Raw genomic sequence first — 16,144 nt, 5'->3', positions numbered from 1 at the left:
AGTGACAGAACCCCTAATAAGCGTGCACTTTCGCTTAACAAAGTTAGATGCCATGCAGGCCTATACGCTAAAAAGAGAAATTGAAGGCGCTTATTTTATTAAGCGTGAAGGGAGTGTTGATGACCAAAAAGCTGACGTTTTTGTCGGCATGGTGCCTTTAAAAGAAACGTTGTTTGACGAACTCAACGACTATGTTATACGCCAGCAAATTAAGTACGATGACTGTGATATTTTTGTAGAAGCCAAAAATGCTAATGGGGATATCGCCGTACCAAGGGTAGTCAACAAACTGCTGAAGTATATAGACTGTAAGCTCACGTATGCCCTAACTAACTAAGGTCTTCGCGAAGGAAATTGTCACATTAAGCCTTTTTATACACCCTGTTTCAGTGTGAAGCGCCAAGGTAGGCTTGTATCATCCCTTGCGGGACGCGGTTTACCTTTATCGTCTTTTTTATCTTCTTTGGCGTAATCTATGCCTATGCGAGGTGCGCTGATGATACTTTCGGCCGCATTAAATTCGGCGTTGCTCTCAATCCAAATAGTATTGTTGTTTACCACAGGTTCGCCATTTAGCGCTGGTGTTAACGCTAAAGCTTGTGAAAGCTTCGCCGGGCCAGAACATAAGTTACGCACCGCAATGTTTGACCCTCGTCGTTCCTGCATTATATCTAAGCCCACGGTAGGACTGATTGCTCGGATAAGCACAGAATCAGTATAGCCCACCTCGTTAGTGACAATATTGAACATGCTGTGGTAACCGTAAACCGTATAGATGTAGGCTATGCCGCCCTTTTTCTTAAGCGTTGTTACAGATGAGGGCCGGCGCAATAGGTGTTTTTGCATGGCAAGATCCCGTTCACCGCAATAAGCTTCAGTTTCTGTGATCATTCCTCCGGTAAGTGAACCACCGACACTGCTAAAAAGAAAATTGCCAACAAGTGACCTAGCAATGTTGACCACATCACTGTCGGTGAAAAAAGAAAGCTGCATTTATTTCAAAGTAGATTAAAAGGTAAGTTATGACGATTTTTTAATTTCGCTGTGAGATTTTAAAACCTTACTGCCGTCGTCTTGTTCAATAAGGTAGGCAGGGTCGCTGTCGCTTGCTTCACGCTTTACCGATGAGCCTTTAATAGTGCGTGTAACATCATTGGTAAATTTCTCTCTTATATTGCCTGTGGCACTGCCATTACCCCATTCCCATTCAACTTCTGTATTTACCGCGTAGTGCTTCATCATCATTCCCTGTAGCGTAAGTTTTACTATTTACACAGTGTTAAACGGGGAAAATAGTCGCTTAGTTCATAAAGCAATACAGTGGAAAGGCGAAAGGTAAAGAAAAAGCCAGGTAAGGTACAAGAAACTAAGGTAAAAAGAACTAAGGTAGAAAGAGCTAAAGCCAAAAGACCTAAAGCAAAAAAAGCTAAGCAACTGAGCTTGAAACACTAAGAAAGCGTTTCAAGCTGTTTTTGTTTGGGCACTTGTTTCTGAGTAGCAGAACTTCCAGCGGTAGCTATGACCACTAAAGCTACTGCAAGCCACTGAGTCGGAGTGAGGGTTTCATCAATAATGATAAACGCTGCTACAGCTGCAACAGCAGGCTCTACACTCATCATTATGCTGAAAGTTTGCTTGGGCATATTGCGCATGGCACTCATTTCTAAGGTGTAGGGAATAGCAGATGAAAAAATCCCTACGGCGCAGCCTATAAGGACCGCCTCTGAAGATAATAAAGCACTGCCTTGACTCACTATACCAATGGGTACCACACAAATGGCGGCTACTAGCATACCTAAGGTAACCGACACGCCGCCTGAACCTTCATTGCCCGTTTTGTTACCAAATACAATGTAGCCGGCCCAAAAAGCTCCCGCGGTTAGCGCTAGCATTACACCGATAGGATCTAGCCCTTCTGCTGATGCACCGAAAATATCAGGAAGCAGTAAGCAAACGCCAGCAACAGCCAAAATGGCCCACGCAAAATCACGTTTTTTTCTTGCACTAAAAAAGGCCACTGCCAATGGACCTGTAAATTCAAGCGCAACGCCTATACCTAATGGAATACGTGCAATGGCAAGGTAGAAGATGATATTCATTGCCCCTAAACAGGTGCCATAAATAATGACGTTTCGCCATCCTTTCGCACTTAAACTTGCTTTCCAGGGTTTAAAAATTACTGTTAACACCAAGGCTGCGAAGAATGCACGCAGGGCGCTTGTACCTTCAGGCCCCACGATAGGAAAGAGTTGTTTGGCAAATGATGCACCCGATTGGATAGTTATCATGGCCAAAAGCACTGCGAGTATGGCAAGTAAAAAACGTTTATTCACAATGTATTGCAGTTTCAAAGAGATAAAGCAGAATTATATTTGTTCTGAAGGGGAAATGCGCGTTGATAAGAGTAAGTATTGAAAATAAACGTTCAACAACTAGTGTCTACTGACACTAGTTGATTATGTACTCGTATCACTATTTCAAGTTGTTACAATTTGAAATAGGCCATTAGACTTCGTAACGTTGGGTCGAACTGGTCGGGAACCCGTTCAATAGTCATGTGGTATTCAGCCACGTTCCAGAACGTTCCGCCTAAAAGCAGAGCGATAAGCACTTGGGTCGTCATCGAGAACACAATATAGGGTTTGTCTTTTGTAGGTTCAAAAATTGTGTCTATCTTAACCCGCTCACTGTCCATGCTTATCTTGGCGTAGATTGGGCTCTTTAACCCAGCTGGTAGCATCTCTACTGGCTCAATATGCAAAAACACATCAGTGTCTGGGTACGTAGATAATTTCTCTTGAGCACGCCAAACGTTTGCTCTAGCTTTAAATAACAAGCTGTTAATGGGCATCATTAGCCCCTCAGGCCAAGCTATACTGTGAAGCTCGCAAGGGAAATTTTTAAGCGATTTTGCGTAATCTATCCTATCTTGCTGAGTAAAGTCTCTATCAAGAGCAAGCGGTGAGAGCGACGTTGAACGCGAAGATAAATCGAGCACGTCTCCAGTAGATAACATAGCCAGTTTAGACTCTTCAAGTTTGTGCTGATGCCAAGTTGATTTTATTTCAGAGGGGCATGCTTGGTGTTGATACTGCGCATATTTATAACCTGTGCCACCTATCACAAAAGAGCCTGCTGCTGGAATGCTAAAATCGGCATCGATGATTTCGGCTAGCTGACAGAATTTTTTCAATCGAGATGACTTTAACTGCTCTACGCGAGCTTTTTTCTCATCATCAGAATAGTGAGAAAAAACGAAGGGGTAAATGCTAGCACCACTATACGCAAGAATAGCAGCATCAAGCTTGCCAAAGGTTGTTTTAATCTGCTCAGCGTGTCTAATTTGCATTGGATTATCGACGGCGAAAAACACGCTGTAGCCGTTTTTGTCCTCTAGATATATAGAAGAATCTACAGGTATGTTGGTTTCATTAACAATGTCATCGGACGACCCAGAGAATTCCTTTATGATGGTGACACTGTTTTCACCCAACTTCCAAGGTTCATCAAAGGAACATTCTTTTATATTGGTAAACCCCAATTGCTGTAAAGCTAGACGAAGTGCGGGAGTGGGAAACTTGCCGATAAGTATGGGAATACCTTTATCAAAATGGGAGAGCGTGAAAGGATTAAAGTGGTCACCATGTATGTGGCTGATATATAAATAATCGGGCTTTAAATTAAGGTAGCGCTCTCGCTGCTTGCTATGAATAGGAGGATAATTAAATAAAAGCCCATGATAAATACCGTCTTCATACCATGGGTCAGTAAGAACGGTAGTCCCATCACTGAAAGTAAACAAAAAGCTAGCATTGGTTACGTATTCAATCTTCATCGACAGTCCTAAGGCTTTCGAGCAATAACAATGGCTTCTCTACCCAAATTTAGGTTAGAAAAAGCCCGGTATATATCTTGGCGTAAGTTGCTCAACCCTGCATTTTCCATAAACCATTCAAAATTAACCCTTTTAAGATGGCATTCGCGGCCGACGCTGGGTGTTTCGATATAGTTAACGCCCATTGTTAGGAATAGGTCCAGAGGAAAACTTGAAAAACGACTCACTGGCTTGAAACCGCATTTTTCTACAAGTGCTTCAAGCGAGTCGAAGTCAAAGTAATTCAAGTGATGTGGAACTGAAACCCACCATGGTTTGTAGTCTTGCGTTTTTCTTAGGCCTTCTTGAAGTGGGTTGAAGTCGTTGGGTACACCCACAACGAGTATTCCACCACTAGCAAGTTTGTCGTACGCTACTTTGATAAGCGAAAAGGGGTCAGGCACATGTTCAAGAATATTCCGCATGTGAACAACCTCAATATTTTTAGGAAGGTCATCTAGGTCCGCATCAAAACTACTATTGACGATAGACAGACCTTTGTCACGGCAATGTTTTGCCGCGATAGTGCTTATTTCTACACCAACAGAATTCCACCCTTCACCTTGAGCAGCTTCCAAAAAAAGCCCTGCACCGCATCCAATATCTACTAATGTATTGTTATCACTAGGCGAAACAAACTGCGCGATTTCACCGAGAACATCTCGATAGCTCATAAGCCACCAATCTCGGTCTCGCTCATAATAGTTTAGCCTATCGCGTTCACCGTCGTCATAGTGACTATCACGATAAAGATTTTCATTTTCCTGTTTGTCTGGAAGTGGCGTTACATGCTTGAATCCGCACGTTTTGCAGTCGATAACATCATAACCATCGCCTGAAATAACGACGTTTCCTGAATGTGCCATGGCGTGTCCTAAATTTGTTCTTTGTTTTGTAAATCATTTGTCATTTTATCAAAAAATAGCATCAAGAAACGTACCACTAAAATCTATACTTAGGTTAATGTATATCTAACCCTCCAAACGAGTGTGACTTAACTTTTACTTTTTTCGCTTAAGTAAAAACAGCATGTATATTGATTAGGAAGCAAATATGGAAGTACGGCACCTTGCCAAACCGATAGACATTGGCGGTTTTTCGGTGGTAACGAATAACGAAGCAGAGTTTTCTCAAAACGAAAAAATTCCTGGGCTATGGCAACGCTTCGACAACACCATACCTGTAGATTATGTGGCTGGCGAACGCGTATATGGTGTGTATTTTAACTATGAAAGTGATCATGCTGGAAACTTTTCAGTGCTAGCAGGCTATGATGGTGAGAAAGAGCCAGAAAATGCAGAAGTCGAAAACATTACTATTCCACCGGGGAAGTATCTTGTTTTTACGAAGCAAGGAGAAATGCCGCAAATCGCTATTGATGCTTGGACCGATGTTTGGAAATACTTTACCCAAGAAAACGCGGAGTATGAAAGAACATTTACGGTAGATTTCGAGCACTATGTGAACGGCAATCACATTGATGTATATATAGCGATAAAGTAATGCTTTTTAGCGAAGTTGTAATAATCGGCATGAAATTAGAAATAGAAAATAGAAACTAGTTGCAATCGCTAGCGTACTCTATACTGAAATGTAGATTATGGCGTGAAGTCGTCGAATTCACTTAATTTCAGTGATTTTAAATACACGAGGTTTGTGTCTAATTACTAAATAATCAGTTGATGTTCCTCTTTTAAGGAAAGCAATTGCACAAGCTTACCCAATTACACATAGACATCGCTCGAAATGCCACGGACGATTTCAATTTATTTCACGACCCTATGCGTTGGCAGTGCATTTCGGGTAACCCGTTTCAAGGCACTATAGCGTTGGGGTTTCAACTTGGCCTTTATGTAGAAACTCAAATAAATCAAAGTGCACCTGCCATCGAGCAAAGGCAATATTCAGTTTACGAGTTTACTTTCGTTAACCCAGCGAAAGTGGGAGACGAACTCAATCTAGTATTAAAACGCGCCCGTGTTGCTCAAACGGAAAAGGGAGATCAAGAATCGCAGCGTTTAATTTTAAAAGCCTCGGGCAAAACTTGTTTAATGGGCTTTTATCGTCAGTCTGACTACCAGTCTATTACTTCCTCGTTATTGAAATATAGCAAAGACCAAGTTTCAAAGAAGGCTGACCGAACGCTGTTAGACGACGGCGTTTTTTTAAAACGAAAGTGGATGATTGTTGGAAACGTTAAAAATTATCTATTAAGCGCTTTCGCTGATCAAGCACAGTATGTAGATGAGTTTGCGAATAAGGTTCGCTTTCCCAAATTTTACCCGCTTTCTTTGATGTCATCGGCGATGTTAGAAAGGGCGCAGGCCCTTGATTACGACTTAACACAAAACCCAATGATCTATGTTTCGCAAAACATGTGCATCGACAACCAGCAGTTAGCACAACTTAAAAGCAACGACTGTCTAAATATATTGGTTGCGCCCGTTGAAACAGATCCCTGCCATCTTACCTGCGCTGGCTGGGTAAACAGTGAACAGCCGCTCTTTTGTGCTGAGGTAAAGCTTATGCCGTTGTCAGATATGCTAAAGGCAGATGACTAACCGCTAAGTGCTTTCGCTCAACTAACTGGGGAAAGGACATGCACGGTAGGATTGCCATTAGTTTCGCTGTAAACAAAGTCTGTAAGTCTTGTTTTACCGCTTCGCGCACTCTTAAAAAATACCGCTACTCTGTGACTTCTTATCTCATGCATAATCGCGTCATAGCGCAGGGCTAGCGGGAACAAATCACGCTGTAGTCTTCCTATATCTAATGAAAATTGCACTTTAACCCGTTTATAGTTTCCAACATGCTCATTAAATGCTTCAGTAACAATAAGGGAGTGCAATGAGGGCGATAAGAATGCGTGTTTTGACTGGTCATTGACGGGTTTAAGCTGAATATGCTGGCTGAAATACTTATTTAATTGTGACTTCTCGACATTTGTTAAGTCGCCAAGATTGGAAGCACGCTCGATGAAGTCTAGTTCTGGCGCTGCAATTATAAACTCTTCTAAAGGAAAGCTTAAAGATAACGCCGCTTTCGGATCTACATCCTTGAATACCAATTCACTGCCCGGTAATGAATGGGCATTTACGCAGCATGTAAGCGCAGTTAAACAGCAAAATAAAGCGCGCAAAAATAAGTGAAAGGCCTTCAAGGAATTGGAGGTTATCACTGGTCTTGCCCACCATAATCGGTTTGTCTGTCACGCCAAACAGAATGAGGGTGGTTACCTGGTTTATTGGTAGACTTATTAGATTGCATTGAGAATTCTATCCATAGAGAAGGCCCGTGAACGCGCACATAATCATCCTCAGAGTTCAGCGCTGTCGTACCAGAAAATCCAATAACCGTACTATCAAACTCATTCGCATATTTCTCCATGTACTTTTTAGCCTCGGATTCATGGATATCACCAACATAGGTATAAATGGCTTCTTTTAGTAAAGAGACTTGTTCCTTAGATAAAGAGGACACCGCTAAACCTTCTTGGTCACTGGGTATGGCATCATCGAACTGCGGGCCTGCAATAATGTCTCTGTAAGTCCCTTTTAACGTCGCTTGTTCTTGCTGTTTGCTGGTGAGTGATGTGAGCAATTTTGCAAAAGCATCGCGTTCTTGCAAAAGCGGTTTATTTTCACGCCCGTTCATTTCAAAAGAAGGGAAGGGCTCAATCCCCCGAAAGGACGGCGTAGCGCCTATAAGCTTTCCGTTGCAATAAGTGTTTGAAAAGGCGAAATGATGGCCGCCGTAATATAGTTCCCAAAGTCCGTCTTCTGTGGGCTCACCTAAAAAAGCGAGTTTACCGTTGTAGGATGAATACGCCGCCTTATAGTCTGTGCTAATGGTGCCAATATAGTCATCCGCATTAAGTGTTTGCACCATCTCGTCAAAACCTTCATCCATGGTTTCACTGGCGGCCTCTTTCAAAATCGCTTTAACAATGCCCCTTTGCTCAATGGATAGTTCACCCAAAAAGATACCGGGGCGATCGGGAAAAGCACCGGCTGGTAAATTACTCCAGTTTTTCGCCTCTTCCACAGAGTATTCGGTTTGTATGTGTGACAACGCGTCTTCAGATAAAGTTGATTTTAGAAGTGAGGTAAGACATATCAGCGACGTAATATGATCATCATTCTCGCACTCTTTGGTTGAAGCAGGAACACTAATATCGCCCATAAGCGTACTTGTATCGCCCATTCGAGCTTTTATAGCTAAGGTCTCAGGCGTGTCGGGGCGCGGAGGCGGTGGCCCATCAGGGTGCGGGCCTTTTGGATGTTCCTGAGAAAATGTACAAGGTGATAACGCGAGGGCGATAGCAAGAATACTGGTAGAGACTTTGTATCGTTTAGCTACATTCATGGGCAAGTGTTCCTGCTTTGTTAGGTCTGCTTAATTACTCTGATACTTCATTAAAGTATTTCGACCTCTTTACTATTTCATTGACAACAATAAGGATCAACGCCGACCACTTTGTGACTCTGACAATGTGTTTATCTTTATAGTTATCAACACTGCGCTACAGATAATGATAAGTAGTGCCATTACAGTTTTATCGTCGCTATTTTAATTACTATTTGTGCGATTTCTGCACATTCTCTGCACAAACTTTCAGTATCTTAAAAACACAAACTAATAAAAATTACGGTTGCTGAGGTAGTCAGTTATGAAAAAGCCCATTTCTTTGGCGCGTCCATTTATCACAATGGCGTTGGTTGGAGCGCTTGTCGCTTGCGGAGGCTCAGACAGTGATAGTTTAACCGTCGATGCTGACTCATCTACAGACAGCGGCGCAGATTCAGGCGACACTGGTAATACTGGAGCCGATAGTACCGCTGGTACTTGCGATAACCCGGCAACAACTTTACCCGCCATTTTCCTTGAATTTAACGCCTCACCAAACGTGACTGCTGTACTTTCCTCAGACGGCTGTACTGTAACCGTTGAAGCGAATGGTAAGCCTAACCACACTTCTTCGTATTGGGACTCAGGGAATGAAAGCGGCCTTTATGTAGCGCCTGAAGACGCAGATTTATTTAATCAAAAGCGTTCACCCGGTGATATCGAAGATTATGTAAATTTATTTCAACTTACGGTACCAGTTAACCCTGAGTTGGCTGAATCTTCTTCTGCGACTCCGTTAGGTGCAATAGGTATTGCCACCAGTGGTGCGCCTATTTTTAATGACTCTGAAGGCAACGGCGATGTTTCACTGGGCGTAATTCAAGGTTTTGATAGAAACGGTGCACATACCGGCCCACAAACCTATCATTATCATCTTGAGCCTAAAGCTATTACCTATGACGACGATAGCTTGGTCGGTATTATGTCAGACGGCTTCTTTATCTACGGTAGACGTTGTTATTCAAGCGCAGACTATCCCACCGATCTCGATGCATCAAACGGCCATGTGGGTATCACTCAATTCACCGACCCGTCAAATGAGGAAGGCGAGTACCATTACCATGTCTCAACTGAACAATACCTAAACGGCGATTATTACCTTATTTTTCCAGGCGATTTTCAGGGTACGCCAAACGGAGTGAATTAAGCTGCGCTTTTTTATGAAGTATTTAATCGCTTTAATCATAGGGTTGTCTGTATTAAGCGCGGTTGTGTATTTAAAACCCCTTTTTCATGGGAACGAAAAGCAGACTGTGTCTAATAGCGATATTTCGATAAGTCGCGAAGGTCTTCGTATATTCCAAGGAAAGCCTTTTACTGGAGAAGTCGTCACACGATACCCGAACGGTACTATTGCAGCTCGTGAGCAGTTTAAAAGCGGCCGACGTCACGGTGAAACGAAGAAATGGTTTAAAAACGGCACACTTGCGTTTAGCGCCACTTTTAACGACGCGAAACGGGAAGGGGAAGCAACTAGCTGGTGGGCTAACGGCAATATACGTTCACAGCGTTACTTTGAAAAAGGAAAAATTCAAGGTGTTGCGATGGAATGGTATCGCAGTGGCGAAATATTCAAACGCTTTAATTTCAAGTCAGGGCAGCCAAACGGGCTACAGCAAGCGTGGCTAAAAAACGGCAAGCTCTTTAGTAATTTTGAGTACAAGAATGGCCGAATATTCGGCTTAAGAAAAGCAAATAACTGTGTAGGATTAGAAGATGAAGAAATTTCTATTGATTACTATCGCCTGCAATCTCTTGGTCTGTAGCGGTTTTTCCCATGCTGAAAAGCCCGAAGTATTGACCGAAAAGAACAACAGCGCCAGTGTTGAAGAGTTGCCATACTATCAAGATGCCTCATTTTCGCCTTATTGGTTATCAGAGGGTGAGGTAGACTTAACCTCTTTTCACAGTATTCCTGCCTTTAGCTTTACCGACCAAAGCGGTAACACAATTAGTGACAAGGATCTCGACAACAAAATTTACGTCGCGGGTTTTTTCTTCAGCACATGCCCAGGTATTTGCCCCACAGTGCGTTCAAAACTTATACGAGTACAAGAAACGTTTAAAGGAAATGATAACGTAAGAATAGTTCAGCATTCGATAAGGCCTTCAACAGATACTATCGAAGTGCTGCAAGCCTATGCCAATAAAAACAAAATAAATAACGATCAGTGGTATTTGCTAACCGGTGATAAAGACGAAATTTATACTATTGCCAAACAAGCTTATTTTGCCAGTGAAGATCTAGGTAATGTGCAAAAGAATAAAGATTTTCTGCATACAGAAAGCCTGTTACTTATTGATAAAAACAAACATATTCGAGGGATATATAATGGCTTAAATGCCGCCTCTGTTCAGTACTTGATAAAAGACATCCAGACCTTACAGAATGAGAAATCTTAGAGGGTATGTCAGAGATTATGGGGTTGGCACCGAAACTACCACTATAACAAGTCTTGAAAGATCCCAGATTCTGCAGCTTACCAAAGTTAAGAAAAACTCAAATAAAAAAACCGGCGTAAAAACGCCGGTTTTTTGGTTTACGTACTAAATCGTAAATTACATTTTGTACGCTACAGTTACATAGCCAAAACGCCCGATGTTGTCGTATGCAGCGTCAGTTGAACCAGTACCTGTTGTACCTGTAGGTAATGCGCGGTTGAACAGGTTATCAATACCCACGGTTAGGCTTATACCATTTTTAAAGTTATAACCCGCAGTTACATCAGTTACTGCGTATGAAGGCAGTTCCATACGGTTACTTGGGTTAGGGTTACGTGCTAGTTCTTGATTGTCGTAAATGCTTGCGCGCTCAATGTAGCGCGTTTTCCAGCTTGCTTCCCAATCGCCACGGCTGTAGTTAACCGTGAATACACCTTGCCAATCAGATTCACCAGCAGTGCCAGCGTTTTGATAAAATAGCTCTGGGTTGTCTTGGAATGGAAACTCTTTACGATCTTTTAGGTAAGTCGCAATTAGGCTTGTACGGAATGCACCTTCAAGTGCATCAAAGTCGTAACCTAATTCGAAATCTACACCTTTTGCTTCTTGCCCTGCAATGTTCAGCGCATAGCTGCGAATTTCGGTAATTTCGCCTGATTCTGAATCACGGTCGATAAGACCACAGTAAGGATTATCGATGCCAGTTTCAGAGTCAACGCAACGATCTAGAATAGTTTGACCATCAATGTTGGTGATAGCGTCAGTAAGCTCAATTTCCCAGTAATCGACTGTCGCAGTAAAGCCTTCAAACCAAGCTGGAGTATAAACCAAACCTAGGGTTTTAGAGATAGACTGTTCTGCTTGAAGGTCGATGTTACCACCATTTACGCCTTCCAACGTTGCCGCATCATAGTCAGAGTTGAAGTCTGCCGGAACGCCAAGTGCTGCGCAGTTAGCAATACGCTGGTCGGCATTAGCTAGGTTTTCTAGGTTATCTGTACGGCACGGGTCGCTAACGGTAAAGAACGTCTGGCTGGCTTCACCGTAAAGCTCGCTAATGTTCGGTGCGCGAAGGGCAGATGACTTAGTTGCTCTAACACGTAAGTCTTCAAAAACCTGCCAATCTAAACCAAGCTTCCAGCTTTTCGCGTTGCCAATAGATGAGTAATTAGCAATGCGCGCCGCTGTGTCGAACGTAAGCATATCTACGCCTGGTAAACCTTCAAGAAGCGGGATAGTAACTTCAGTGAATACCTCAGAGACGTCGTATTCGCCCTTGTCTTCGCCTAGCGCATTGAAGAAGGTGCCTGCAGCGTTGTCTGGCTCATCAATTTCACTTTTTTCTTTGCGGTATTCAACACCTGCTGCGAAACCAACGTAGCCCGCTGGCAGCTCGTAGATACCTGAGTTTGCGATTGTTGCACCTGCGTTGTACTGCTCAATTTTGCTAGTACCTACAGACGTGGTATTCACATAGTCGATAGCTTCTTGTGAGGCTTGACCGTATCCCATAATATTTAGAGGTACACAGCCATCTTCGCTACCTGATGCACAAACGATCTCGCCGGTGTTCTCATCTGTGACAGCGTCTATCGCGTTGTAGAAGTTTTGCAAAATCAGGTTATTGCGGTTTTCACGCTCTAGCTCTGTTTTACCGTAGTTTACAAACGCTTCGTAGTTCCATTCATCATTGATATAGCCTTCTACACCTAACACGTAACGATAGGTTTCACGCTCGTCAGCTTCCGTACGAACACCTAAATCGGTCATCATGCGGTTTAGGACGATGCTATCTAGACCGTTTGCGTCCATATATTCGACAACGCTTTCATCTAAGAAAGGGTTGCCTTCTTTAATCTCGGTTTCGTCGCTGTAGAAAAAGAACGCTGGTTGCGCCATAGAAATAGCACGCGTGCGTGCGTACTTAGCTTGCGCATAAACCGTAGTGTCGTCATTAAGCTCGTAGTTACCTTTAACGTTTAGGTTAGTACGGTCAAATTCTGGCTGTAGCTGTGTGAACTGGCGAAGGTTGAAAGAGTCACAGTTTGCGCAGAACACACCATCTACTTGGTCACCAATATAGATGTCTTTAATTGAACCGTCGGCGTTGAAGGTTTTCGTGCCATCGCCGAATACACCCGCATTGTTTATAACGTAGTAACCCGCGTTAGCGGTGTAAATATCATCCGGGTAGGCCGTTGAATCTAGCTGATCTTCACTGCGCTCGTAACCCATGATGCTTTCAAAGCTCATGTTGCGATAGGGTGTAGCAGTCCAAGGGTTGTCCAAGGCATCTAACGACTCTTGAGAGCTGTATTCAGCAGCAAAAGCGATGTTGCCGCGGTCGTTGTCAAAGTTAAAACCATAAGACGCTTGGTACTTATCGTTTTTATAGCCATTTTCCTGCGCAAAGCCTTGCGTTGCGCTAATATCAAACCCTTCAATGTTCTTTTTAAGAATGAAGTTAACCACACCGGTCACAGCGTCGGCACCGTATACGGCAGATGCACCGCCTGTTACGATTTCTACGCGCTCAATCCATGAAGTTGGAATAGTGTTGGTATCGACAGCAGCAGTACCCGCTGATGAAGAGACATGACGCTTACCGTCAACCAAAACAAGCGTGCGGTCGGTGCCCATACCGCGAAGGTCTAGAATGTTTAAACCCGCAGTACCGATGAATTGACTTGAGTTACCTAGCGAGAACGTATTCGCTAAAGAAGGCAGCTCGTTAAGCACTTCACCAATGTTCATCGCGCCAGAGTTTAGTAGTGACTCGCCAGAAATAGCGGTAACAGGAGATGGTGCGATCGCGCCCTGACGTGAAATACGTGAACCTGTAACTTGAATTTTTTCAACATCAGCGCTTTCAGAAGCTGAGTCTTGCGCTAATACGTTGCCAGATGTCAAAGCGACACTACCAGCCAATGCTAACCGAACAGCAGTTGCAATGTTTTTCATGGATTGTTCCTAATGAATTAGAATTTATATGCTTGTTGTTAAATAAGGCCCAAAATTGTAGGCAAGCCTTACTAGGTCGATTTATAAACGGATTTATACTTATGTCTAAGAGGGCGCGCATTCTAATTAGCATGAACAAGCGAAATCAATTTTTTTCGATGAAACAACTTACTCCCTTTGGGCGGTTAACATTTAATTGATGTTTATTTAAATAGTAGGGTTTTACTATGTATTGCAAGCATTGTTATAAAAGTGAGCGGAAGTAGTTCTTTTTATAACCAGTTGTTCAAAATGTAGTTTGGATGAGCGTTTTTTGACCTGATTTTACTTCGCGCTCAAGCAACTAAAAATACAGACTTTGCAACCGAAATTAGGGTAATTGGGGTTAATGGTTCAACTATTGAACACTTGAAAGTAAGTTCTGCATTTCAGCGTAATAAGTTGTGTTTTTATCGACGCGGTGAGTGTGTTAATTAAATTGTTGTAAATAGGTTAATTGTGGGCCGCATTTTTACTTTCAATTACTCACTACCACCCTGATTACACGTGTGGGAAATGTGTTGCTCACCGTCGCGCTATTAATAGAGGATAAACAAACAAACTAAATATTAACTCGGTTTTTGCCCGAGTTTTTCGATTGGTAAAGTGCTTTATCTGCGTTTTCAAACAAAGCTTCAAAGTCGTAGGCGACCTTAGGAGCGCTAGCTACGCCGAAGCTTGCTGTAAGTTTGAACTGTTGTGAACCTGATTGGTTGGTGAGTTCTATTTGTTTCCGGCAGCGCTGGGCAACTGTCATAGCGTGTTCTAAATCACAGTTCGGTAAAATAATGCCAAATTCTTCACCGCCCAAGCGCCCGATGTAGTCATCTGGTCTGCAGCCTTTTAATGCAGCAGTTACCGCACTCTGAAGCGCTTGATCGCCTACTTGGTGTCCATAGGTGTCGTTTATTTTTTTAAAATCATCTAAGTCAAAAATAATTAGACTAACAGGCTTTCCATGCTGATCAGCATATTTTATAAGCTCAGCTGATATTTTCGTAAAATAGGTGCGGTTGGCTATACCGGTAAGTCCATCCCTTTGCGAGATTTTTTCAAGTGCAATGTAATGGCTTCTTTTTTTGTACAGCCAAAAAGCTGTCACTAAGAACGCCATAAATAGCACAAGATAAATAAGCCTGCGTATATTGCTTTCTTCTTGTGCTAGCTGCGCCTTGGCTTTTAACAGGGAGTTTTCCGCATCAAGTAGGGTAATTTGGTTCGATTTTATTAAACTATCTTGTTGTGCTTTATGGATGCTTAACATTTTATTGCTCATACTAGATAAATTTAGCGATCGCGCTTTTGCATAGTCTTTATGTAACTGCAGTGCCTTTTCATAATTTTGCTGTTTTTCCGCAATTTGATATAAGACTTCATAAGCATCTATGTCAGAGATGACAGCGTAACCTGTATCTTCTTCCTCACCTAGCACCTTGTAAGCGTATTCTTGTGCTTTCTCATATTCTTCGCGTAAAAAATAAATTTTGCTTAATAATGCGTAATACTCTTCTAACAACGGTGGATATTTAGTGCTTTCAACTTCGCTTAGATGCTCGTTTAACACCGCTAGCGAAGCTTCAATTTCGTTTTTATTATACAGGTAGGTAGCGTAATGTGTGTAAATGGCAATAAGTGCTATCTTTTCTTCTGCACTTTCACAGTAGTTTAGCGCCTTAGTAAAACTATCTTCAGAGAGTGAATCACTCTGGGTAGAGACCAAAGCAACGATAAGCTGCATATGTAAAAAGCACGTGAATCGAGGAGAGTGTTGCCCGCTAATCAACGAGTTGCCATAACTTATTACCGTTTCTTTCTCGTCAATAGAGCTGTAAAAGTTGATTATCGCATTATGGGCCTGTTCTTTAACTAAGGGATCAGTGACCCTATCTATATTCTCAGTTAAAAAATCCATCGCGGAGAATGCCTCAGCCCAATTTTGGGTTGCTGCATTGATCGCAGCAAGCGCTGCGTATGATTGAAACTGATAGCGAAACGAATAATCACCTTCGGCGATCTGTCGATACGCTTCTGAGGCACTCAACAGGTCTCCAGCTACAAGCTCCATATAAGCTGCAGTAAAATCGTAAAGCTCCTTATCATCTTCGCTTAAGCTTGCTTTATCTAAACTTTTAAACAGCTCTCTTGATTTTTTAGGGTTTGAACTTCGTATTTTATAGGCTTCTTCTAAAATGCTGTTACCAGTCTCAGCTGCAAACGATAGAGAAGAGGTAAGTGAAAAAAGTACTGCTAAGATGCTATAGGTTACTAGTTTAACAGGGCTTATTATTAATAGTTTTAACGTCATTATCGCTTTGAACAGTGGAGTTAGTTACAACATGTAATCTTCAACTCCCTTTCTGCCAAAATTGACGTTACATAAATGCGTCTTCTGATACCGGGAGCGAGGTTATTGTTTTAGTT

15 protein-coding genes are annotated in these 16,144 nt (G+C 42.5%); 6 read left to right on the top strand and 9 right to left on the bottom strand.

The window, feature by feature from the left end; genetic code table 11:
- Position 1 precedes the first annotated feature (1 nt).
- Positions 2–337: a hypothetical protein gene (locus IW644_RS13580; RefSeq protein ID WP_269918056.1), complete on the top strand. Its 336-nt coding sequence runs from the start codon at positions 2–4 to the stop codon at positions 335–337.
- A gap of 35 nt (positions 338–372) precedes the next feature.
- On the opposite strand, the gene IW644_RS13575 is transcribed toward IW644_RS13580, so the two are convergent.
- From IW644_RS13575 to IW644_RS13555, 5 genes are all read right to left on the bottom strand, one after another.
- On the bottom strand, positions 373–993 hold the full coding sequence (locus IW644_RS13575) for a DNA-3-methyladenine glycosylase (protein WP_269918055.1): 621 nt from the start codon (positions 991–993) through the stop codon (positions 373–375).
- A gap of 27 nt (positions 994–1,020) precedes the next feature.
- A complete protein-coding gene (locus tag IW644_RS13570) occupies positions 1,021–1,239 on the bottom strand; it encodes a DUF2945 domain-containing protein (protein WP_269918054.1) in 219 nt (72 codons plus the stop codon).
- Positions 1,240–1,448: 209 nt separating this feature from the next.
- Positions 1,449–2,333: an EamA family transporter gene (locus IW644_RS13565; RefSeq protein WP_269918053.1), complete on the bottom strand. Its 885-nt coding sequence runs from the start codon at positions 2,331–2,333 to the stop codon at positions 1,449–1,451.
- A gap of 152 nt (positions 2,334–2,485) precedes the next feature.
- A complete protein-coding gene (locus IW644_RS13560; protein ID WP_269918052.1) occupies positions 2,486–3,835 on the bottom strand; it encodes an MBL fold metallo-hydrolase in 1,350 nt (449 codons plus the stop codon).
- Positions 3,836–3,843: 8 nt separating this feature from the next.
- On the bottom strand, positions 3,844–4,740 hold the full coding sequence (locus IW644_RS13555) for a class I SAM-dependent methyltransferase (RefSeq protein WP_269918051.1): 897 nt from the start codon (positions 4,738–4,740) through the stop codon (positions 3,844–3,846).
- Between the two features lie 187 nt (positions 4,741–4,927).
- On the opposite strand from IW644_RS13555, the gene IW644_RS13550 reads away from it, so the two are divergent.
- Entirely contained in the window at positions 4,928–5,377 is a 450-nt protein-coding gene (locus IW644_RS13550; protein WP_269918050.1) for a GyrI-like domain-containing protein, read from the top strand.
- A 203-nt stretch (positions 5,378–5,580) separates the two neighbouring features.
- The gene (locus IW644_RS13545; protein WP_269918049.1) at positions 5,581–6,435 is read left to right on the top strand and encodes a hypothetical protein; all 855 of its coding nucleotides are present in this window, start codon (positions 5,581–5,583) and stop codon (positions 6,433–6,435) included.
- Between the two features lie 17 nt (positions 6,436–6,452).
- On the opposite strand, the gene IW644_RS13540 is transcribed toward IW644_RS13545, so the two are convergent.
- Together IW644_RS13540 and IW644_RS13535 are read right to left on the bottom strand one after the other, a co-directional pair.
- On the bottom strand, positions 6,453–6,941 hold the full coding sequence (locus IW644_RS13540) for a hypothetical protein (RefSeq protein ID WP_269918048.1): 489 nt from the start codon (positions 6,939–6,941) through the stop codon (positions 6,453–6,455).
- 107 nt (positions 6,942–7,048) lie between these two features.
- A complete protein-coding gene (locus tag IW644_RS13535) occupies positions 7,049–8,239 on the bottom strand; it encodes a DUF3500 domain-containing protein (protein ID WP_269918047.1) in 1,191 nt (396 codons plus the stop codon).
- A gap of 304 nt (positions 8,240–8,543) precedes the next feature.
- Here IW644_RS13535 and IW644_RS13530 point away from each other — a divergent pair, with 304 nt between their 5' ends.
- Genes IW644_RS13530 through IW644_RS13520 form a run of 3 tightly spaced genes read left to right on the top strand, consistent with a single transcriptional unit; the run spans position 8,544 to position 10,684 of the window.
- On the top strand, positions 8,544–9,428 hold the full coding sequence (locus IW644_RS13530) for a YHYH protein (RefSeq protein ID WP_269918046.1): 885 nt from the start codon (positions 8,544–8,546) through the stop codon (positions 9,426–9,428).
- A gap of 13 nt (positions 9,429–9,441) precedes the next feature.
- A complete protein-coding gene (locus IW644_RS13525) occupies positions 9,442–10,047 on the top strand; it encodes a toxin-antitoxin system YwqK family antitoxin (RefSeq protein ID WP_269918045.1) in 606 nt (201 codons plus the stop codon).
- Entirely contained in the window at positions 9,998–10,684 is a 687-nt protein-coding gene (locus IW644_RS13520; RefSeq protein WP_269918044.1) for an SCO family protein, read from the top strand. The genes IW644_RS13525 and IW644_RS13520 overlap by 50 nt, the downstream gene beginning before the upstream one ends.
- Before the next feature lie 156 nt (positions 10,685–10,840).
- Here IW644_RS13520 and IW644_RS13515 read toward each other — a convergent pair whose 3' ends face one another.
- Entirely contained in the window at positions 10,841–13,684 is a 2,844-nt protein-coding gene (locus tag IW644_RS13515; RefSeq protein ID WP_269918043.1) for a TonB-dependent receptor plug domain-containing protein, read from the bottom strand.
- Between the two features lie 601 nt (positions 13,685–14,285).
- Complete coding sequence (locus IW644_RS13510) at positions 14,286–16,028, bottom strand: GGDEF domain-containing protein (RefSeq protein WP_269918042.1); 1,743 nt, start codon at positions 16,026–16,028, stop codon at positions 14,286–14,288.
- Between the last annotated feature and the right edge of the window lie 116 nt (positions 16,029–16,144).

The sequence above is a fragment of the Alteromonas sp. PRIM-21 genome, assembly GCF_027563165.1.
Classification (GTDB): domain Bacteria; phylum Pseudomonadota; class Gammaproteobacteria; order Enterobacterales; family Alteromonadaceae; genus Alteromonas; species Alteromonas macleodii_A.
This window is presented reverse-complemented; position numbering and strand designations above follow the sequence as displayed.

Excerpts from the sequence above, each read along its gene's own strand:
- IW644_RS13570 (WP_269918054.1), bottom strand. The coding sequence starts at position 1,239 with ATGAAGCACTACGCGGTAAATACAGAAGTTGAATGGGAATGGGGTAAT.
- IW644_RS13515 (WP_269918043.1), bottom strand. The coding sequence starts at position 13,684 with ATGAAAAACATTGCAACTGCTGTTCGGTTAGCATTGGCTGGTAGTGTC.
- IW644_RS13520 (WP_269918044.1), top strand. The coding sequence starts at position 9,998 with ATGAAGAAATTTCTATTGATTACTATCGCCTGCAATCTCTTGGTCTGT.
- IW644_RS13525 (WP_269918045.1), top strand. The coding sequence starts at position 9,442 with ATGAAGTATTTAATCGCTTTAATCATAGGGTTGTCTGTATTAAGCGCG.
- IW644_RS13550 (WP_269918050.1), top strand. The coding sequence starts at position 4,928 with ATGGAAGTACGGCACCTTGCCAAACCGATAGACATTGGCGGTTTTTCG.
- IW644_RS13530 (WP_269918046.1), top strand. The coding sequence starts at position 8,544 with ATGAAAAAGCCCATTTCTTTGGCGCGTCCATTTATCACAATGGCGTTG.
- IW644_RS13560 (WP_269918052.1), bottom strand. The coding sequence starts at position 3,835 with ATGAAGATTGAATACGTAACCAATGCTAGCTTTTTGTTTACTTTCAGT.
- IW644_RS13535 (WP_269918047.1), bottom strand. The coding sequence starts at position 8,239 with ATGAATGTAGCTAAACGATACAAAGTCTCTACCAGTATTCTTGCTATC.
- IW644_RS13575 (WP_269918055.1), bottom strand. The coding sequence starts at position 993 with ATGCAGCTTTCTTTTTTCACCGACAGTGATGTGGTCAACATTGCTAGG.
- IW644_RS13510 (WP_269918042.1), bottom strand. The coding sequence starts at position 16,028 with ATGACGTTAAAACTATTAATAATAAGCCCTGTTAAACTAGTAACCTAT.
- IW644_RS13555 (WP_269918051.1), bottom strand. The coding sequence starts at position 4,740 with ATGGCACATTCAGGAAACGTCGTTATTTCAGGCGATGGTTATGATGTT.